15 protein-coding genes are annotated in these 19,177 nt (G+C 73.3%); 7 read left to right on the forward strand and 8 right to left on the reverse strand.

What is annotated here, in order from left to right; genetic code table 11:
• The first annotated feature begins 90 nt into the window (after positions 1-90).
• Both ACFW22_RS25670 and ACFW22_RS25675 read left to right on the forward strand, forming a co-directional pair.
• Positions 91-2,727 (forward strand): lysylphosphatidylglycerol synthase domain-containing protein, encoded by a 2,637-nt coding sequence (locus tag ACFW22_RS25670; protein ID WP_386408848.1) that lies wholly within the window; start codon positions 91-93, stop codon positions 2,725-2,727.
• Positions 2,728-2,812: 85 nt separating this feature from the next.
• On the forward strand, positions 2,813-4,387 hold the full coding sequence (locus ACFW22_RS25675) for an alpha/beta hydrolase (protein WP_386408777.1): 1,575 nt from the start codon (positions 2,813-2,815) through the stop codon (positions 4,385-4,387).
• 135 nt (positions 4,388-4,522) lie between these two features.
• Here ACFW22_RS25675 and moeZ read toward each other — a convergent pair whose 3' ends face one another.
• The 7 genes from moeZ to ACFW22_RS25710 all read right to left on the reverse strand — a co-directional run bounded on the left by moeZ (position 4,523) and on the right by ACFW22_RS25710 (position 13,208).
• Positions 4,523-5,701: an adenylyltransferase/sulfurtransferase MoeZ gene (moeZ, locus tag ACFW22_RS25680; RefSeq protein WP_386408780.1), complete on the reverse strand. Its 1,179-nt coding sequence runs from the start codon at positions 5,699-5,701 to the stop codon at positions 4,523-4,525.
• Positions 5,702-5,764: 63 nt separating this feature from the next.
• Entirely contained in the window at positions 5,765-6,511 is a 747-nt protein-coding gene (locus ACFW22_RS25685; RefSeq protein ID WP_386408782.1) for a spherulation-specific family 4 protein, read from the reverse strand.
• Positions 6,499-7,470 carry an NAD-dependent epimerase/dehydratase family protein gene (locus ACFW22_RS25690; RefSeq protein ID WP_384875040.1) on the reverse strand — a complete coding sequence of 324 codons (972 nt, stop codon included), beginning with the start codon at positions 7,468-7,470 and terminating at the stop codon, positions 6,499-6,501. Before ACFW22_RS25690 ends, ACFW22_RS25685 begins: the two co-directional genes overlap by 13 nt.
• Before the next feature lie 130 nt (positions 7,471-7,600).
• Positions 7,601-8,953, reverse strand: a complete 1,353-nt coding sequence (locus ACFW22_RS25695; protein ID WP_386408785.1) for a hypothetical protein — start codon at positions 8,951-8,953, stop codon at positions 7,601-7,603.
• Between the two features lie 13 nt (positions 8,954-8,966).
• Complete coding sequence (locus ACFW22_RS25700) at positions 8,967-10,604, reverse strand: glycosyltransferase (protein WP_386408787.1); 1,638 nt, start codon at positions 10,602-10,604, stop codon at positions 8,967-8,969.
• Between the two features lie 259 nt (positions 10,605-10,863).
• On the reverse strand, positions 10,864-12,234 hold the full coding sequence (locus tag ACFW22_RS25705) for a DUF3152 domain-containing protein (protein WP_386408789.1): 1,371 nt from the start codon (positions 12,232-12,234) through the stop codon (positions 10,864-10,866).
• A gap of 8 nt (positions 12,235-12,242) precedes the next feature.
• Complete coding sequence (locus ACFW22_RS25710; RefSeq protein ID WP_386408791.1) at positions 12,243-13,208, reverse strand: alpha/beta fold hydrolase; 966 nt, start codon at positions 13,206-13,208, stop codon at positions 12,243-12,245.
• A 140-nt stretch (positions 13,209-13,348) separates the two neighbouring features.
• Between ACFW22_RS25710 and ACFW22_RS25715 the strand changes: the two genes are divergently transcribed.
• The 4 genes from ACFW22_RS25715 (at position 13,349) to ACFW22_RS25730 (ending at position 15,243) form a co-directional block, all read left to right on the forward strand.
• Entirely contained in the window at positions 13,349-13,564 is a 216-nt protein-coding gene (locus ACFW22_RS25715; RefSeq protein WP_386408793.1) for a hypothetical protein, read from the forward strand.
• 165 nt (positions 13,565-13,729) lie between these two features.
• Positions 13,730-14,389 carry a TetR/AcrR family transcriptional regulator gene (locus ACFW22_RS25720; RefSeq protein ID WP_386408795.1) on the forward strand — a complete coding sequence of 220 codons (660 nt, stop codon included), beginning with the start codon at positions 13,730-13,732 and terminating at the stop codon, positions 14,387-14,389.
• 128 nt (positions 14,390-14,517) lie between these two features.
• Positions 14,518-14,745, forward strand: a complete 228-nt coding sequence (locus ACFW22_RS25725; protein WP_386408797.1) for a DUF3107 domain-containing protein — start codon at positions 14,518-14,520, stop codon at positions 14,743-14,745.
• Positions 14,746-14,976: 231 nt separating this feature from the next.
• Positions 14,977-15,243 carry a hypothetical protein gene (locus ACFW22_RS25730; protein WP_386408799.1) on the forward strand — a complete coding sequence of 89 codons (267 nt, stop codon included), beginning with the start codon at positions 14,977-14,979 and terminating at the stop codon, positions 15,241-15,243.
• A 33-nt stretch (positions 15,244-15,276) separates the two neighbouring features.
• Here the strand turns inward: ACFW22_RS25730 and ACFW22_RS25735 are convergent, their stop codons facing one another.
• Complete coding sequence (locus ACFW22_RS25735) at positions 15,277-15,999, reverse strand: ferritin-like fold-containing protein (RefSeq protein WP_386408801.1); 723 nt, start codon at positions 15,997-15,999, stop codon at positions 15,277-15,279.
• 485 nt (positions 16,000-16,484) lie between these two features.
• On the opposite strand from ACFW22_RS25735, the gene ACFW22_RS25740 reads away from it, so the two are divergent.
• A complete protein-coding gene (locus ACFW22_RS25740) occupies positions 16,485-19,028 on the forward strand; it encodes a DEAD/DEAH box helicase (protein ID WP_386408803.1) in 2,544 nt (847 codons plus the stop codon).
• The last annotated feature ends 149 nt before the right edge of the window (positions 19,029-19,177 follow it).

Genomic DNA, 19,177 nt, shown 5'->3' on the forward strand with positions numbered 1-19,177 from the left:
CAAGAGCGACACGCACGAGAACGCGTGCACGAGCGAACGCGCGCACCCGAACGAGATCGACAGAGCACGCATGTGGAGACGGACACGGTGATGGGCCAGGACACGCAGCCCCCCGAGGGGGGCAGGGCCGAGGTGCCCGAGCACGTCTCCGGCGACGAGCCGCTGCTCGCCGCCCGCGTCCACCGGCCCTCGGACCTGATGCGGCTGCTCGTCGGCCTGCTCGCGATCGGGCTCGTCATCGCCGTCGCCGCGTTCGCCCACGGGACGACCTCCGGCCTGGAGGAGGACATCAACAAGGGCGCGGTCGGCGCGCCCGACGTCTTCGTCAAGATCGCCGGTCTCGTCTCCTCCATCGCCGTGCTGCTCGTGCCGGTCGCCTTCGCCGTGGAGCGGCTGATCAAGCGCGACGGGCTGCGCATCGCGGACGGCGTCCTCGCCGCCGTCCTGGCGCACGGCGTCACCCTCGCCACCGACCTGTGGGTCGCGCAGGCCGCGCCCGGCACGGTCCGGGACGCGCTGACCCAGCCGCAGTCCGGCGGCGGGCTCACCGACCCGGTGCACAACTACCTCGCCCCGGTGATCGCATACATGACGGCGGTCGGCATGGCCCGGAGGCCGCGCTGGCGGGTGTCGCTCTGGGTGGTGCTGCTGCTCGACGCGTTCACCATGTTGGTGGCCGGCTACACCACCGCCCTCTCGATCGCCCTGACCGTGCTGATCGGTTGGACGGTGGCGTACGGCACGCTGTACGCGGTCGGCTCGCCGAACGTCCGCCCGACCGGCCAGACCCTCCTCGCCGGTCTGCGACGGGTCGGCTTCCGGCCGGTGACCGCGCTGCGCGCCGAGGGCGTTCCGGACTCCGCGGACAGCGGGGACCGGGGGCGCCGGTACATCGTCACCCTGGAGGACGGACCGCCGCTCGACGTCACCGTCGTCGACCGGGAACAGCAGGCGCACGGCTTCTTCTACCGGGTGTGGCGGCGGATCACCCTGCGGACGATCACCACCCGCCGCTCCATCGTCTCGCTGCGCCAGGCCCTGGAGCAGGAGGCGCTCCTCGCGTACGCGGCGATCGCCGCCGGGGCGAACGCTCCGAAGCTGATCGCCACCTCGGAGCTCGGCCCGGACGCCGTGATGCTCGTGTACGAACACATCGGCGGCAGGAGCCTGGACGCGCTCGACGACCACGAGATCACCGACGAGCTGGCCCTCAGCGCCTGGTGGCAGGTGCGGGCGCTGCAGTCGCGCCGGATCGCGCACCGCCGCCTCACCGGGGACTCGATCCTGGTGGATCGTTCCGGCAAGGTGATCCTCACCGATCTGCGCGGCGGTGAGATCGCGGCCGGTGACCTGATCCTGCGGATGGACATCGCCCAACTGCTCACCACCCTCGGCCTACGGGTCGGGGCGGAGCGGGCGGTCGCGACGGCCGTCGAGGTGCTCGGCCCGGACGCGGTCGCCGACTGTCTGCCGCTGCTCCAGCCGATCGCCCTGAGCCGCTCCACCCGGGCGACGCTGCGGAAGCTGGCCCGGGAGCGGTCCGCCCGGGAGCGGGAGGCCGCGCTCGCGGCCTCCCAGGCGGCCAGGCGCGAGCGGGAGCTCGCCAAGGCCGGGGTCGCGGCGGACCAGAAGGCCGTGCGGGCGGAGACCAAGGCCGAGAAGAAGGCGGACAAGAAGGCCGAGAAGCGTGCCCTCGACGAGGCCCTCGACGAGGCCCGCGAGGAAGACCTGCTCGCACAGATCCGACAGCAGGTGCTGCTGATCCGTCCGCAGGCCCCGGTGGAACCGGTGCGGCTGGAGCGGATCAAACCACGGACCCTGATCAGTCTGATCGCGGGCGCCGTCGCCGCGTACTTCCTCCTCTCCCAGATCGCCAGCACTCCGCTGTCGACGATCAGCCAGGCGGACTGGCGGTGGGTGGCGGCGGCGGTGCTGTTCTCGGCCCTCAGCTACGTGGCGGCGGCGATGAGCCTGCTCGGTTTCGTGCCCGAGCGGGTCGGGTTCTGGCGGACGGTGGTGGCGCAGGTCGCCGGCTCGTTCGTGAAGATCGTCGCCCCGGCGGCGGTCGGCGGTGTCGCCCTGAACACCCGCTTCCTCCAGCGCGCGGGCGTACGGCCCGGGCTCGCGGTGGCGAGCGTCGGCGCCTCCCAGCTCTTCGGGCTCGGGGCGCACATCCTGCTCCTGCTGGCCTTCGGCTATCTGACGGGCACCGAGAAGTCGCAGTCCTTCACCCCGTCGAGGACGGTGATCGCGGGTCTGCTGACGGTCGCGGTCCTCGTCCTGGTGGTGACGGCGATCCCCTTCATGCGCAAGTTCGTGTCGACGCGGCTGCGCTCGCTCTTCGCCGGTGTGGTGCCGCGCATGCTGGACGTGCTCCAGCGGCCGTTGAAGCTGGTGACGGGCATCGGCGGGATGCTGCTCCTCACCGGTACGTTCGTCCTCTGTCTGGACGCGTCGATCCGGGCCTTCGGACACGGCGACCAGACGATCAGCTACGCGAGCGTCGCCGTCGTCTTCCTCGCCGGCAACGCGCTCGGTTCGGCCGCGCCGACACCGGGCGGCGTCGGCGCGGTCGAGGGCGCGCTCACCGTCGGTCTGGTGGCGGTGGGCCTGCCGCTGGAGGTCGCGACCCCGGCGGTCCTCCTCTACCGCCTGCTCACCCTGTGGCTCCCGGTGCTGCCGGGTTGGCTCTGCTTCAACTGGCTGACGAAGCGCGAAGCACTGTAGGGAGCCGTGGCGAGCGGCGCGGGGGCCCCACCCACTTGGCCCTCCGTCCCGCGCGGGGGCGGGGGCGGCGGCCCACGATGGGCCTATGCCGATCTCCACCGCCCAGCGCGCCGCCCTGCTGACCGCCATCACCGTGCTGCTCGCCGCCGGGTGCTCGGACGGGGACGACGACGCGGCGGACCCGGTGGCGCCGACCGGCACGACCGGGCTGTCCTCGCTGACCTCGCAGAAGCTGGCATGGGCCCCCTGTCCTCCGCCGTCGGCGGCCGAGGGCGGCGGGCCCGCCCCGTCCCCGCTGCCCGGGAACACGGCCTGGGAGTGCTCCTTCCTGCAGGCGCCCCTGGACTGGTCGGTGCCGGAGGGCGAGACCATCGAGCTCGCCCTCATCCGGGCCAGGGCCCGTGACGCCTCCCGGCGGATCGGCTCGCTCGTGTTCAACTTCGGCGGGCCCGGTGGCTCCGGGATCACCGCCCTGCCCGGTTTCGCCGCCGACTACGAGACCCTGCGCAGCCGCTACGACCTGGTCTCCTTCGATCCGCGCGGGGTGGGCCGGAGCGACCCCGTCGAATGCGCCACCGACAAGGAGCTCGACGCCTACTACGCCCTGGACTTCACCCCCGATGACCTCGCGGAGGAGCGAACGCTCTCGGACGCCCAGAAGCGGTACGCGGAGGGCTGCGAGCGGGACGCGGGCGCGGCGCTTCCGCACGTGGGCACCGAGAACGCAGCCCGCGACATGGACCTGATGCGCCAGGTGCTCGGCGACGAGAAGCTCTCCTACTTCGGCATCTCGTACGGCACCGAACTCGGCGGCGTCTACGCCCACCTGTTCCCGAAGAACGTGGGCCGGGCCGTCTTCGACGCGGTCGTCGACCCGGACGCGGGCGTCGAGGAGGGGGCCCTCGGCCAGGCGAAGGGCTTCCAGCTGGCGCTCGACAACTTCGCCCGGGACTGCGTGGACCGCGGTGACGAGTGCGCCCTGCCCGGCAGCACCGTGGCCGAGGTGGAGGCGGGCATCAACGACCTGCTCGCGGCCCTGGACGAGGAGCCGATCCCCGGCATCGGCAACCGCAAGCTCACCCAGACGCAGGCCACCAACGGCATCGCGCAGGCCCTGTACTCGAAGGAGTTCTGGCCGTATCTGGAGCAGGGTCTGGACGCGGCCGACGGCGGCGACGGGGCGCTGCTCCTGTCGCTGTCCGACGCGATGAACGGGCGCGGCGAGGACGGCTCCTACAGCAACATCCAGGCGGCGAACGCGGCCATCAACTGCGTGGACTTCAAGGAGCGCTACACCCTCGGGCAGGCGAAGGAGCGGCTGCCCCAGTTCCGCGAGGCCTCCCCGGTCTTCGGTGACTTCATGGGCTGGTCGCTGGCGAGCTGCTCGCAGTGGCCGGTGCCCGGGGCCTGGGAGCACCCGGACGTCTCGGCGGCCGGCTCGGCGCCGATCCTGGTCGTCGGCAACACCGGGGACCCGGCCACGCCGTACGAGGGGGCGCGGGCGATGGTGAACGCGCTCGGCGAGGGCGTCGGCGTGGAGCTGACGTACGAGGGCGAGGGCCACGGCGCCTACAACGGGGGCAGCGCGTGCGTGAAGAAGGCCGTCGACACCTATCTGTTGGAGGGGAAGGCCCCGGCGTCCGGCACGGTCTGCAAGTGAAGCGGCCCGGAGGAGGCCCGGTGCTCCCCGGCCGGACACGGCTCCGCCCCGCCGGCCCGGAGGGGGCGGCGGGGCGGAGCGTGCGGGGAACCGGGCCGGCCGCCGCCCGGCGGGGCGGGGCCTTCCGTGCGTCTCCTAGTAGACCGGCTTCTCGGGCTCGATCTGGTTGACCCAGCCGATGACGCCGCCGCCGACGTGGACCGCGTCCGAGAAGCCCGCGGACTTGAGCACCGCGAGCACTTCCGCACTGCGGACACCCGTCTTGCAGTGCAAGACGATCCGCTTGTCCTGCGGAAGGTCCTGGAGGGCGTTGCCCATCAGGAACTCGTTCTTCGGGATCAGCCGGGCGCCGGGGATCGAGACGATCTCGTACTCGTTCGGCTCGCGGACGTCGATGATGTCGATGCTCTCGCCCTCGTCGATCCACTCCTTGAGCTGCTTGGGAGTGATCGTCGATCCGAGCGCCGCCTCCTGGGCCTCTTCGGACACGACGCCGCAGAAGGCCTCGTAGTCGATGAGCTCGGTGACGGTGGGGTTCTCGCCGCAGACCGCGCAGTTGGGGTCCTTGCGGACCTTGACCTGGCGGTACTGCATCTCCAGGGCGTCGTAGATCATCAGGCGGCCGACCAGCGGGTCGCCCACGCCGGCCAGGACCTTGATGGCCTCGGTGACCTGGATGGAGCCGATGGAGGCGCAGAGCACGCCGAGGACGCCGCCCTCGGCGCAGGACGGGACCATGCCCGGCGGCGGGGGCTCCGGGTAGAGGCAGCGGTAGCAGGGGCCGTACTCGGACCAGAAGACGGAGGCCTGGCCGTCGAAGCGGTAGATCGAGCCCCAGACGTACGGCTTGTTGAGCAGCACGCAGGCGTCGTTCACCAGGTAGCGGGTGGCGAAGTTGTCCGTGCCGTCGACGATCAGGTCGTACTGGCCGAAGATCTCCATCACGTTGTCGGCTTCGAGCCGCTCCTCGTGGAGGATCACGTTCACGTACGGGTTGATGCCGAGCACGCTGTCGCGCGCCGACTCGGCCTTGGAGCGGCCGATGTCGGACTGGCTGTGGATGATCTGACGCTGGAGGTTCGACTCGTCTACCTCGTCGAACTCCACGATGCCGAGCGTGCCCACGCCGGCGGCGGCCAGGTACATCAGCGCCGGGGAGCCGAGACCGCCGGCGCCGACGCACAGCACCTTGGCGTTCTTCAGCCGCTTCTGCCCGTCCATCCCGACATCCGGGATGATCAGGTGGCGGGAGTACCTGCGGACCTCGTCTACGGTGAGCTCGGCGGCCGGCTCGACCAGGGGTGGCAGCGACACGGGGACTCCGGTGGTCGGTATGTCAGTACGGTTGTTCTTCCCGTAACACTGCCACGCCCCTTCTCATTCCGAGACACCCGGTCCGATCTGCGAGACGATTTCGTCCCAGTAGCCGGGCAGCGCGTGGAATTGGTCGTTTTGTCCCGACCGACCGGTCCGGTCCGTGAAGAAGATCGTCCCCGCCCCCTGCCAACGGGCGATCCGCAGGGCCTCCTCCAGGTGGGTGCGCGGAACCCCGTGGACGAGGTGGACGAACTTCGTCTCGGTGTATTCGGCGGTCCACTCCGCCACCTGTGACCAGCGGTAGTCCGCCCAGGAGCCGGAGAAGGTCACCAACTGGTTGGCGACCTCGGCGAACCCCGGATGGGGATGGGTCCCGTGGCCGAGGACGAGGTGGGCCCCGCCGTCCAGGAGGGCTTCCAGGGTCGCGGCGAGCCGCCGCGTCCCGGCCAGGTCCGCACGGTCGGCGGGGGCCCGGTCCAGGTAGAAGCCGCCGACCTTGTACCAGTCGGAGAAGCGGTGGGCGTCCGAGACCAGCTCCCCGAGGGGCCGGGTGCCGTGCGCCAGGTCCAGGTGTCCGAGGACCGTGGCCCCGGCGTTCCGCAGCTTCCCGGCCGCCTCCAGGCAGTGTGGGTCCGGCCGGGTCCCGGGGCCGTCCGCCACGTTGAGCACCACCCAGTGCAGCGGGGTTCCGGGCCGGGTCAGTTCGGCCCACTCGACGGGGGCGAGCAGCGGATGGGCGTAGCCCGGGACGCCGAAGCCGAGGGCCTGGACGGCTCCGGTGGCGGTGGTCGCCGTCAGATGCGACACGCCGCCTCCATCCAGATGTCGGCGAGGGACTCCTCCAGGTTGATCCGGGGCCGCCAGCCGAGCCGGTCGCGGGCGGTGCGGACGTCGGCCTGCTGCCAGGGGCCGCAGCCGTCGGGGTACGGGTACGGGGCGGCGGCCAGCTGGTCGGCGATGGTCCCCTCGGTGCGGGGGGCTCCGATCAGCGGACGCTGCGGAATGCCGTGCGGGGCGTCCAGCTCGTGCAGGTTGCCGGCGTATCCGGCGACCCGGGCGAGGACCGCGGCGGCGTCACGGAGCTTCACGGCCCGGCCGGTGCCGATGTTGACCACGCCCTGGGCGGCGGAGAGGGAGGCGGCGTGGACGGCCCGGGCCACGTCCCGCACGTCGACGAAGTCCCGTTGCACGCCCAGGCCGCTGAGCTTGAGTTCACCGTCCCCGGCCTGCATCGCGCGGCGCATGGCCTCGGCGAGGCGGCCGAGCGGGGAACCGGCGGGGGTGCCCGGCCCCACCGGGGAGAAGACCCGCAGGACGACGGCGTCGAGCCCGGAGCCCAGGACGAGTTCGGTCGCGGCGAGCTTGGACACCCCGTACGGGCCGCCGGGACGCGGGATCGCGTCCTCGGCCGTCGAGGAACCGGGCTGGCTCGGCCCGTACTCCGAGGCACAACCGACCTGCACGAGCCGGGCGCCGCAACCGCTGCGCCGCAGGGCCTCGCAGACGGTGGCGACGGCGACGGTGTTGTGCCGGGTCAACTCGCGGGCGCCGCCGCGGGTGGCTCCGGCGCAGTTGACGACGACCCCGGGGTGGACGGCGTCGAGGAAGCGGGTGAGCGCACCGGGACTGCCGGAGGCGAGGTCGAAGCGCACGTCGGCGTCATCGCCCCGGCCGAGCGCGGTGAGGTGGACGGCCGGGTCGGCGAGCAGTCGGTCGGCGACGAAGCGGCCGATGAAGCCGTTGGCTCCGAGCAGTAGCACCCTCATCGTGCGGCCCCTACGTGCCGACCGGCCGGTGCGGGGGATTGGGGGGTCATGGTCTTCTATCTCCTTGCGGGGTGGTTGGGAAGGGTGACGGGGCACGCCCGCGGCGTCGGCTCCGCGGGTGTGCGGGAGTTCACGGGGCGGTGTGCGCGGAGGCCCGGGCGAGCGCACCGGTCGCGCGGGCCAGCAGGCAGAGCGCGGCGGCGCCACAGGCCAGGGTCGGCACGGCGCCGGCTCCCCAGAGGCCCGTGAGGGAGCGCACCGGGGCGTCGAGCACCTCGAAGCCGGCGAGCGGGATGCCGCCGGCGAGGGCGCTCGCGAGGGCGAGGGCTTCGGCGGCACAGGCGGCGACGAGGGCGACGGCGGCCGTCTCGGGGCGGCCGTGGACGGCGAGCAGTCGGGCGAGCAGCAGGAGCGCGCCGAGCGCCAGGGCCCCGGCGCTGAACCGGGTGAGGGCGAGCAGGGCCGTCAGGGCGAGGAGTTGCAGGGCCACGGTGCCGAGGAACAGCGGTCGGACGGCGGCGGCGAAGGCGGCGAGGCCCCGGCTGTCGGTGATCCGGCGGCGCGCCCTGCTCGCGAAGAGGTGGGCACACCAAGCGGCGGGGGCGACGGCGAGGGCAAGGCCCAGGAGGGGGGCGGGAGCGAGCTGCCAGGTCCCGTCGGGACCGCCGTTGAGGACCCGTTCGAGGAGCCCGTCGCCGCCGACCGCGTACACCAGGAGCCAGAGGGTCCAGAGCCGGGCGGCGGGAACGGTCCTGCCGTCGGGGACGCGGAGGGGGCCGCGGCTGACGGCGAACAGGAGGGCGGCCCCGAGCGCGAGGGCGCCGGCGACGCCGAGGAGGGGGCGCACCGGCCCCTGGGCCAGGGCCAGTCCGAGTCCGGTGAGCCCGGCGACCGCGCCGGGGGCGAGCACGGCGAGCGCCCAGGGGCGGGTCGGCGTCCCGGGCCGCGCGGGGCGCGCGGCCTTCTCCGGTCTTCGCGGTACGCGCGCGTACAGCTCCTCGGCCAGCGAGAACACGTCCCGGTGCCGGAAGCGCGCGGCGGTCCGGTCGGTGAATCCCCGTGCTTCGAGGCCCGCGGCGACCTCCAGGGGGTCGACCGCCCGCTCACAGAGTTCACGGTGCCGGTGCACGAGCGCCTTGACGGGGTCGGCGTTCCCCCGACGGCTCCGGGCCCGCGCGGCCGACGGCGCGGCCGGGGCCGTCGTCGACTGCGGAGCGGTCCGGTGCACCGGGGCCGTTCCCCCGGCAGGGGCCGACCGGGGCGCGGGGTGGTCCGCGCCCGGGGGCGTCTGGGCCCCGGCCGCGGGGGCCGGCGTCCAGGCGGTGCCGGGGGGCGGCGGCGGTACGGAGGTCGGGGCCGTCCCCCGGGGAGCGGCGCCCCCGGGGACGAGGGGTTCGGTCGCGGTGAGGGCGGGGGCGCCGAGGAGGGCTTCGGAGCGGGCGTCCCAGGCTCCGGGGCTCGTCGGTGCGGCGGAGCCGCGCATGGGGGTGCCTCCTTCAGGCATCGGGGGTTCCTGTCCCCGCGGTGACGGCCTTGTGCGCCCAACTGCCCGGCACGTGTGCCTCGGCCGGGTGGGCGAAGGGGACTCCGTCCCCGGGGCGGTGGCGCACCGGCGCGTGGGAGAGGAGTTCGAGGTAGATGCCGCGGAACGCGGCGAGGTTCTGTTCGACGGTGAAGAGTTCCAGCGCGCGGGCGCGGGCCGCGGCACCGAGCCGGTGACGGCGCTCGGGGTCCCGGAGCAGCGCGAGACAGGCGTCGGCGAGTGCGCGGGGGTTGCGCGGGGGGACGACGAGGCCGGTGCCTCCGATGATCTCGACGACGGCGCCGACGTCGGTGGAGACCGTGGCCCGGGCGCAGAACATCGCTTCGACGAGGCTGGCGGGGAAGCCCTCGACGAGGCTGGACAGGACGACGATCGCGCCGGAGGCGTAGGCGTCCTCCAGGGTGGGGGCCTCCGGGTCGCCGAGCTCCTCGAAGGAGACGGGGTTGTCGCCGACGGCGTGCGCCCCGGTGGCCTCGTCGGGGAAGAGTTGTGCCGCGAGGCCCTTGCAGTGGGCGAGGTAGGCGCCGGCCCCGGGATCCGGTGCGGGCACGGCCACGATCCGCAGCCGGGCGTCGGGCTGCCGGGACCGGATCTCGGCGAAGGCGTGCAGGAGGGCGATGAGGTCCTTGGCGGGCTCGACGCGACCGATCCAGACGAGGGTGGCGGGGTCGCCGCTCCCTTCGTCTTCGCCGACCTCGGCGAAGCGGTCGGCCGCCATGCCGGGGTGGACGGTGCGGATGCGGGCGCGATCGGCGCCGCAGCGTTCCTGCCAGCGGCGGGCGTGGGCGTTGCCGGGGGTGAGGAGGGCCGCCTGCCGGTAGGTTTCCGCGGCGAGCCGGCCGTGGAAGGCGGCGAGCAGGGCGCGCAGCGGGGCGGAGAGGTCGGCACCGGCCGGAGAGAGGTAGTGGGTGCGCAGTGGTACGCCGTACTCGGTGACGAGCAGCGGGGTTCCGAAGAAGCGTTTGGCCAGCAGGCCGGGGAGGGCGACGGCGCCTCCGGCCGCGGCGTGGCAGAGGTCGACCGCACCGAGCGCCCCTTCCCCGTACCAGTCGAGGGAGAGCGGGCGGAGGAGGCGCTCCAGGTGCTCGGCGAAGGCGAGGTGGTCGGAGAGTCCGGCAGCGGCAGCGCCCCGGCGTGCGCCGGGCGCGCGGCAGGCGGATTCCAGTGCGCGGACCGCGTCGTCGGAGCGGAGCGCCCCGGGCAGTCCGCCGTGCTCCCGGGCCAGTTCGGCGAGGGCGTAGAGCCCGGTGGCGAAGGGGGTGCCCTCGTCCTCGGCACAGATCCCGGTGACGAGCCGGTGGTAGGCCTCGGCGAAGCGGCGGCGCTCGTGACGTCCGTGGGCCCGGCGGGAGGCGCGGTGCTCGGCGGGGCCCTTCGACGCCGCGGGGACGCCGGGGGCGTCGGGTCCGCCGAGGTCGGCGGTGCGGACGACCCGGGCGTTCGGCGGCAGCGGGAGGGGTCGACCGGTCCCACCGAGGGCGTAGAGGTCGAACTGGTGCTGCCCGAGCCCGCGTACGAGCCGTTCGCACCAGCGTCCGCCCTCACCGACGGCGTACGGGTAGCCACCTTCCGTGAGCAGTCCGATCCGCACGCGTACACCCCCGATCTCCCTTGACGGCAGTCATCGTTGGCCCGATGACTCGCAGCGGGAAGAACGTAAGCGGAGACACCGGTGGTGCGACGGACGGTTGTCCGCCGCACCACCGGAAGGGGTGAATGCACGTAACTTTCCCACCGCGGTCGCGTTCTGTCGCGCTACGCGGGGAAACGATCACCGAGGGTCACGCATCGGCCACCCCCGACCTCGCGACCGTCGCGTCGCGCGGGGCGGAGCGCGGCCGGACGGGCCGTCAGCTACCGGGGTACACCCAGGGATTGAGACGGCACTTGATCCCGTCGATCTCCAGGGTCTTGGTCTGCTGCTGCATCACGGGCGCCAGCGCACCCGGCGTGCGGCAGTTCTGGTGCCCGTGTCCGAGCCGGTGGCCCACCTCGTGGTTGATGAGCATCTGGCGGTAGGCGTACATCGCCTTGGGGCCGAAGGTGTCCGCACCCTTCGCCCAGCGGAAGGCGTTGATCATCACGCGCTGGGTGGAGGCCGAATCGCAGGACACGTTGTCGACGGTGGTGTCGAGCCCGGACTTCGCGCACCACACGCCGGTGGTCCCCGGGCTGGCGAGGGTGATGACGAACTCCGGGTCCCCGCTGGAGATGCGCTCGAAGGTCATGTCGCCCTGACCGGCCCAACTGCGCTTGTCGTTGAGGGTCTTCTGCACGGCGTCGGCAAAGAGCTTCGCGTCGAGGGAGATCCCCTTCTCGACGTCGACCCGGTAGCGGACCAACCGCCCCTTGCCGGGCGCCCCGTCCAGCCCCGGAACGGCCTCGAACTCGCCGGAGCCCTTCAGCTCCGGGTCGATCGGGAACTGGCGGGTCATCAACTGCTCGTACGTCGGCGGAGTTTCGGTGGGGACCGGCATCTCCGGCAGGGCCCGGTCGTCGGAGCGGGAGGCGGAGCTGTCGTCGGCGGGCCGCTCGGCCGGCTTCTCCACGGCGGGGGCGGCAGCGGTGTTGTCGTTCCGCTTCGCGACCTGCCCGGCGACGACGACGGCCAGGACGGTGGCGACGGCAGCCGCCGCGACCCCGGTGACCGTGCGGCCGAGACCACCCCGGCCGGCCTGGGCGTTCGCTCCCCCCGCCGCCCCGGGGGCGTCGGCGACGCCCTCCCGACGGGGTGCGGGGACGACGGGCCCGTGGGGGGCGTCCCGCTCGGGCGCGAGGGTCCGCGGTGCGCCCCGTCCGGGACCGGGCGGAGCGAACCGCGCGGTGGAGGCCTCCTCGTGCGGGGGATGGCCGCCCCGTACGGACGGGTCGTAGAGGGGGACCCCGTGCGCCGGAGTGCCGGGCGCGCCGTGGGCGGGCTCGTCGAAGGCCCCGCCGTACCCCGGCGCGCCGTGCGCGGGAGCGACGCGGCGGGCAGCACCGTACTGGGGCGTGCCGTGCGCGGGCGTGCCGTGCGCGGGCGTGCCGTACTGGGGCGTGCCGTACTGGGGCGTGCCGTGCGCGGGCGTGCCGTCGGTGTCCTGGTCGGGACCGTCCACGGGCCTGCGGCGGCGGCCCGTCCCCGGTGCCGCCCCCGTCTCAGCCGGTCCTGGTCCGGCTGCCGTCCGTCGTGCGGCATCGGCCACCGGAGGGGCGGCGCCCTTGCGACTGTGTCGTCCCACGCCCCGGATCAGCTCCCGCCGTCATCTGCGATCAGGTCCCGGACGGCCCGAGCGACCGTCTCCGGGTACTCCATCATCGCGACGTGCCCCGCCTCGGGAAGGCTCAGCAGGCGCGAACCCCGGAAGGCGGCGGCCGCCTTCCGGGCCATCCGGTACGAGACGAGTCGGTCGCGCCCACCGTAGACCAACAGGGTCGGGGCGAGGACCCGTTCGGCCTGTCGCCACAGGCCGTGCTGCCCGCCGAGGGTGTAGGCGTCGACGATGCCGCGCGAGGAGCGGGCCATGGCGTCCCAGAAGTAAGGGAGTTCAAGCCGCCGCTCCATCTCCTCGACGGCGTGCCGGAAGCCCTCTTCCGTGACCCGTCCGGGATCGCCGTAGCAGAGCGAGAGGACGCCCTTGACCCGCTGCTCGGCCGTCCACTCCCTGGTGAGCTTCGCGAAGAACGGTGCGGCGCCGGGGACCGCGAGCAGGGCGGTGGGCCAGGCGGTGCGCTGGGCACGGAGCTCGGGCAGGGCCGGGGAGACGAGGGTGAGGGTGCGGACGAGGTCCGGTCGGACCGCGGCGACCCGGGTGGCGACGGCGCCCCCCATCGAGTTGCCGAAGAGGTGCACCGGCCCGCGCCCCGCGGCGTCCAGGAACCGGATGACGGCGCGGGCGTGTCCGGTGACCGAGTAGTTGCCGTCGTCCGGCGGCGGGGAGTCGCCGAAGCCGGGCAGGTCGACCGCCTCCCCGTCGACGAGGTCGGCGAGCAGCGGCATCAGGGCGGACCAGTTCTGCGAGGAACCGCCGAGGCCGTGGACGTACAGCGCGGGCGGCAGACCGGACCGGGCGCCCGATCGGGCGCGCACGGTGAGGGTGAGTCCGGGCAGTGCGACGGAGCGGAGTTCCTCGCCGTCGGCCACCCGTACGGCACGGGTCCGCGACGCGGAGGGTGCGGCAGCGGTACGGGTTTCCGGCAGCTCGGTCGAGGACATGGCCGCAATATTACGAGACGATCACGCAGTGAGCGCGTGTGGGTGCGGTCACAGGTGCGTGTGCGGCACGGCGCGTTCGCTCCTACGCTCAGAGGGAGGGCCATCGGGAGCACCGCGACCCGCACCCCGGAAGGAACCGCATGACTGTCGATCCGAGCGAGCCGGAAACGTTCACCGAGGAAGAGGGCACCGTGCTGGACCAGGAGATCCCGGAGGCGGACGCCGCCGAGCAGCACACCGAACTTCAGCAGCGCGAGGACGAACGGCCCACCCATCTGGAACGCGACTCGGCGAACGAGGCGGACGCCTCGGAGCAGAGCCGGGTCGTCGCCCTGGACGAGGACGACTACCGCTGATCGCCGGACTGCTGCCGTTTTGTTCGGTTTAATCTTGAATCGACTGTCGACCCGGGCGTCCGGTCCGTGAAATTCTGCGTTCGCACCGAGCACAGCCGGGTTACCCAAAAGTACGATGGCGGCGCGGCGCGACAGCGCACATGGATCGATATGTAGGAGGCCGCGGTGAGCGCCATCGAGCAGACAGAGGCAGCACGCCCACGGGGCACGCGCCTGCCGCGACGTGCCCGACGGAACCAGCTGCTTGGCGCGGCCCAGGAGGTCTTCGTCGCCCAGGGGTACCACTCCGCCGCGATGGACGACATCGCCGAGCGGGCCGGCGTCAGCAAGCCGGTGCTGTACCAGCACTTCCCCGGCAAGCTGGAGCTGTACCTGGCGCTGCTCGACCAGCACTGCGAGTCCCTCCTGCTCGCCGTGCGCACGGCCCTGGCCTCCACCACGGACAACAAGCTCCGGGTCGCGGCGACCATGGACGCGTACTTCGCCTACGTGGAGGACGAGGGCGGCGCGTTCCGTCTGGTCTTCGAGTCCGACCTGACCAACGAGCCCGCCGTGCGCGAGCGCGTGGAACGGGTCAGCCTGCAGTGCGCCGAGGCCATCTCCGACGTGATCGCCGAGGACACCGGCCTGTCCAAGGACGAGTCGATGCTGCTCGCCGTCGGCCTCGGCGGCGTCTCCCAGGTGGTCGCCCGCTACTGGCTGTCGAGCGACTCCGGCATCGCCCGCGACAAGGCGGTCGAACTGCTCACCTCGCTCGCCTGGCGCGGCATCGCGGGCTTCCCGCTGCACCCGGTGGACGGCCAGCTGAGCGCCGAGGGCCACTGATCGTTCCCCGATGCTGTTCGCTCCTGGCGTGCGGCGGCTGACCCTTGCGGGTCCCCTCTCCGGGCTAATGTGTGCAGCGTACGGCGCGGGTCGTCCGCGCAATGCTGACCGTTCGGAGGGACATAGCCGTGGAGGTCAAGATCGGCGTGCAGCACGCACCCCGGGAGATCGTTCTGGAGAGCGGGCAGTCCGCCGAGGACATCGAGCGCGCGGTGGCCGACGCGCTGAGCGGCAAGGCGCCGCTGCTCAGCCTCTCGGACGAGAAGGGCCGCAAGGTCCTCGTCCCGGCCGAGAAGATCGCGTACGTGGAGCTCGGCGAGCCCAGCGTGCGTCGGGTGGGTTTCGGCGCGCTCTGAGTCCCGAACCCGGATTCTGACGCGAAGGGCCCGGTGGACCGTTCCGGTCCACCGGGCCCTTCGCGCGGGGTCGGCGCGGTGAGGTCCACCACGCCCCCGGTGGTGCTTCGGGACCCCTCGACGGCGCGTACGTCCACGTCAGGGCGTACGGGAGGATTGCACCGAGGGCGCTGGGGGTAGGAGGGCTGTGACCGCCCCACCCGCCCCGCACCCCTCGCGAGGTGATCCGCCGTGTTCCTGGAAGCCCTCGGCTCCGCCCTGCTCGGTTTCGCCCTGGCCTGGGCCGCCGTCCAGTGGTTGGCCGACCGCCTCCCCGACCGGGCGAGAGTCTTGGTCACCGGTGCCCTCGGCGGGGTGTTCGGCGCCCTCGTCACACATGGTGCGCTCGGCCCCGGTCACTTCTTCGCCACCCTCGTCGGAGCGGTGGTGGTGGCGGCGGTGCTGCTCTCCCTGCTGATCCGCCCGGCCTCGCGGCTGCGCCGATCAGCAGCGGCGTGAACAGCGCCCGCCCCGCACCCCCGGTACGTCGCGCTACGCGGCCAGGCCCAGCGCGGCCATGCGCTTGGTGTGCGCCTCGGTGATCCGGGAGAACATCCGCCCCACCTCCGCCAGGTCGAAGCCGTCCGCCACCCCGCCCACCAGCATCGTCGAGAGGGCGTCGCGCTCGGCGACCACCCGCTGGGCCTGGGAGAGCGCCTCGCCCATGAGGCGACGCGCCCAGAGCGCGAGCCGGCCGCCGACGCGCGGATCGGCATCGATCGCCGCACGGACCTTCTCGACCGCGAAGTTGCCGTGGCCGGTGTCGTCGAGCACCCCGAGGACGAGTCCGCGCGTGTCGGAGTCGAGCCGGGTCGCGACCTCCCGGTAGAAGTCACTGGCGATCGAGTCGCCCACGTACGCCTTGACCAGGCCCTCCAGCCAGTCCGACGGGGCGGTCTGGCGGTGGAAGTCGTCGAGCGCCTTGGCGAAGGGCTCCATGGCCGCGGTCGGCTCGACGTCGACGGCCGCCAGACGGTCCCGCAGCCGCTCGAAGTGGTGGAACTCGGCCGAGGCCATCTTCGCCAGTTCCGCCTTGTCCGCGAGGGTCGGCGCCAGCTTGGCGTCCTCGGCGAGCCGTTCGAAAGCCGCCAGTTCTCCGTAGGCGAGGGCGCCGAGGAGGTCGATCACGGCGGCGCGGTACTGCGGCTCCGCGGAAGCCTCCGCCCAGTCCTTGGCGGCGATCCCGGTGGGTGTGGCGTTGTCAGGCGTCTCCATGAAGCGCACAATAGCCCGCCCGCGCGGCCCGGGAAGGCCCTGGTCAATCAGTGTGACCGTGCCCTCATCACCAATTCGCCCAACACACATGCGCGATTCCGGGGTACAGTGGTAAAGCGCCTGCTGAGTATGCGGACATGCATTCGCACGTTCAGACGTATTCGGTGGGCCGACTCATGAATGAGGATGCCCGGTCGGTGGCCCGATCGGCTCCGGCCCGACAGCCCTTCCGGCGGACCCGCGGAAGGGTCACCCTCAGCGGTACGACGCTCGAGCGACGGCAGTGGTCCCGTGCCACCCGGCGGTGATCTCCCCGATCCCCCCGGAAGATCCCGGCACGGTACGACCCCCATCGTTCGCCTCGCGCCGCGTCTCACAGAAGAGGCAGCACCCTGACTACGACTTTCCGAGAGCTCGGAATCCTTCCTGAAACGGCCGAGGCCCTTGAGGCCGTCGGCATCGTGAATCCCTTTCCCATCCAGGAGATGACCCTTCCGGTGGCCCTCACCGGCACCGACGTCATCGGCCAGGCCAAGACCGGCACGGGCAAGACCCTCGGTTTCGGCCTCCCCATCCTGGAGCGCGTGGTCGTCCCCCTGGACGTCGAGGCCGGTCGGGTCGAGCCCGAGCAGCTGACCGACGCCCCGCAGGCGCTCGTCGTCGTTCCCACCCGCGAGCTGTGCCAGCAGGTCACCAACGACCTGCTGACCGCCGGCAAGGTGCGCAACGTCCGCGTGCTCGCCATCTACGGCGGCCGTGCGTACGAGCCGCAGGTCGAGGCGCTCCAGAAGGGCGTCGACGTGGTCGTCGGCACCCCCGGCCGCCTCCTGGACCTGGCCGGCCAGCGCAAGCTGGACCTCTCCCGCGTGAAGGTCCTCGTCCTCGACGAGGCCGACGAGATGCTCGACCTGGGCTTCCTGCCCGACGTCGAGAAGATCATCAACATGCTCCCGGCCAAGCGCCAGACCATGCTCTTCTCGGCCACCATGCCGGGTGCGGTCATCGGCCTCGCCCGCCGCTACATGTCGCGGCCCACCCACATCCGGGCCACTTCGTCCGACGGCGAGGGCGCGACCGTCGCCAACATCACCCAGCGCGTCTACCGTGCGCACTCGATGGACAAGCCGGAGATGGTCTCCCGCATCCTGCAGGCCAGGGGCCGGGGACTGGCGATGATCTTCTGCCGCACGAAGCGCACCGCCGCCGACATCGCCGAGCAGCTGGAGCGCCGCGGCTTCGCGTCCGGCGCGGTCCACGGCGACCTCGGTCAGGGCGCCCGTGAACAGGCGCTGCGCGCCTTCCGCAACGGCAAGGTCGACGTGCTCGTCTGCACCGACGTCGCCGCACGCGGCATCGACGTCGAAGGCGTCACCCACGTCATCAACTACCAGTCGCCGGAGGACGAGAAGACCTTCCTCCACCGCGTGGGCCGGACCGGCCGTGCGGGCGCCAAGGGTACGGCGGTCACCCTGGTCGACTGGGACGACATCCCGCGCTGGCAGCTCATCAACAAGGCACTCGAACTCGACTTCAACGATCCGGTCGAGACCTATTCGAGCTCCCCGCACCTCTACGCCGACCTGGACATCCCCGAGGGCATCAAGGGCGTCCTGCCCCGCACCGAGCGGACCCGTGCCGGTCTGGCCGCGGAGGAACTGGAGGACCTGGGCGAGCCCGGTGGTCGCCGTGGCCGTGCGCCGAAGGCCCCCGCGCGGACCGAGGAGCGCCCGGCCCGCACGCGGACCCCGCGCCAGCGTCGCCGCACCCGTGGCGGCAGCGAGCTCGGCGGCGAAGCGACCGTGGAGACCCCGGCCGTCGAGACCCCGGCCGTCGAGACCCCGGCCGCGGAGACGGTGACGGACGAGGTCCGCACCGAGTCCGCACCGCGCACCCCGCGCCGCCGCCGCCGCACCCGCACGGGTGCTTCGGCCCCGGCCCCGGCCACGATCCCGGCGCCGGCGCCGGTCGCCACCGCCGCCCCGGTGGTCGAGGCCGCTGCCGCCGTCGAGACCCCGGTCGTCGAGGCCCCTGCCGCGGCTCCGTCGGTCCAGGCACCTGCGGTCGAAGAGCCGAAGGCCCCCCGCCGCCGGGCGCGGACCGCCGCCCGCCCGGAGGCCGTGGCCGCGGCCCCGGTCGACCGGGCCCCCGCAGCCTCCCAGCCGGCTCCGGCTCCGCGCCGGCGCCGCGCCCGGGTAGTGCGTCCGGTCGAGGAGAGCGTGACCTTCCAGACGCCCGAATCGGCCGCCATCGCCCTGATGGCCAGGCCGATCGTCGAGGCCACTCCGGTCGTCGCCGAGGAGCGGCCGGTCGAGGAGCCGAAGAAGGCCCCGCGCCGCCGCACCACCAAGAAGGCCGTGGCCGAGCCGGCCGCCGTCGTGGAGCCGGTGGCCGTCGTGGAACCGGTGGCCGAGCCGGCCGCGGAGGTCGCCCCCGCGCCGGTGGTGGAGGCCGCAGCAGCCCCGGCCGTCGAGGTTCCGGCGCCGCGCCGCCGCCGTGCGGCCCGCCGTCCCGCCGGCCCTCCGGTGACCGCCGAGGCCCCGGTCGTCGAAGCGCCGGTCACCGAGCCGGTGGCCGCACCGGTCACCGAGGAGGTCGCGCCCCGCCGTCGTCGTGCGGCCCGCCGGCCCGCGGGTTCTCCGACGACCGCAGGATCGACCGGCGAGGTCATCATCGTGGCCGCCCCCGTCGCCGAACCCGTGGTGGAGGAGGCGCCAAAGGAGGCCGCTCCGCGCCGCCGCACCACCAAGAAGGCCGTCGCCGAACCGGTCCTCGACACCACCGAGGCACCGGCGACCGACGAAGCCCCCAAGAAGGCCGCACCCCGCCGCCGCACCACCAAGAAGGCCGTCGCCGCCGAGTCTCCGGACGCTTCTGCCCCGAAGACCGCGCCGAAGGCGCCGGCCCGTCGTCGTACGACGGCGAAGGCGGCGGACACCGTGGTCGAGGCGCCGGCGACGGAGGAGGCCCCGAAGAAGGCCGCGCCGCGCCGCCGCACCACCAAGAAGGCCGTGGCCGAGCCGGAGGGCTGATCCGCGTCCGCGCCGCCCGAGCGGCCCGGTCCCCGTCACACGGGACCGGGCCGCTCGGGCGCATCGGGCCCCGTCCGCGTGCCGCGCGCCCCAGGACGCGTCCCGACGGAAACCGTGACGGTCCGGCCCTCCCCCGGGCCGCACGTCTC

It is taken from the genome of Streptomyces sp. NPDC058872, assembly GCF_042743065.1.
In the GTDB taxonomy this organism is placed as follows: domain Bacteria; phylum Actinomycetota; class Actinomycetes; order Streptomycetales; family Streptomycetaceae; genus Streptomyces.

Bases quoted from the DNA above. Each gene is read 5' to 3' on its own strand.
- ACFW22_RS25690 (WP_384875040.1), bottom strand. From the start codon at position 7,470: ATGAGGGTGCTACTGCTCGGAGCCAACGGCTTCATCGGCCGCTTCGTC.
- ACFW22_RS25695 (WP_386408785.1), bottom strand. From the start codon at position 8,953: ATGCGCGGCTCCGCCGCACCGACGAGCCCCGGAGCCTGGGACGCCCGC.
- ACFW22_RS25735 (WP_386408801.1), bottom strand. From the start codon at position 15,999: ATGGAGACGCCTGACAACGCCACACCCACCGGGATCGCCGCCAAGGAC.
- ACFW22_RS25740 (WP_386408803.1), top strand. From the start codon at position 16,485: ATGACCCTTCCGGTGGCCCTCACCGGCACCGACGTCATCGGCCAGGCC.
- ACFW22_RS25670 (WP_386408848.1), top strand. From the start codon at position 91: ATGGGCCAGGACACGCAGCCCCCCGAGGGGGGCAGGGCCGAGGTGCCC.
- ACFW22_RS25715 (WP_386408793.1), top strand. From the start codon at position 13,349: ATGACTGTCGATCCGAGCGAGCCGGAAACGTTCACCGAGGAAGAGGGC.
- ACFW22_RS25710 (WP_386408791.1), bottom strand. From the start codon at position 13,208: ATGTCCTCGACCGAGCTGCCGGAAACCCGTACCGCTGCCGCACCCTCC.
- ACFW22_RS25675 (WP_386408777.1), top strand. From the start codon at position 2,813: ATGCCGATCTCCACCGCCCAGCGCGCCGCCCTGCTGACCGCCATCACC.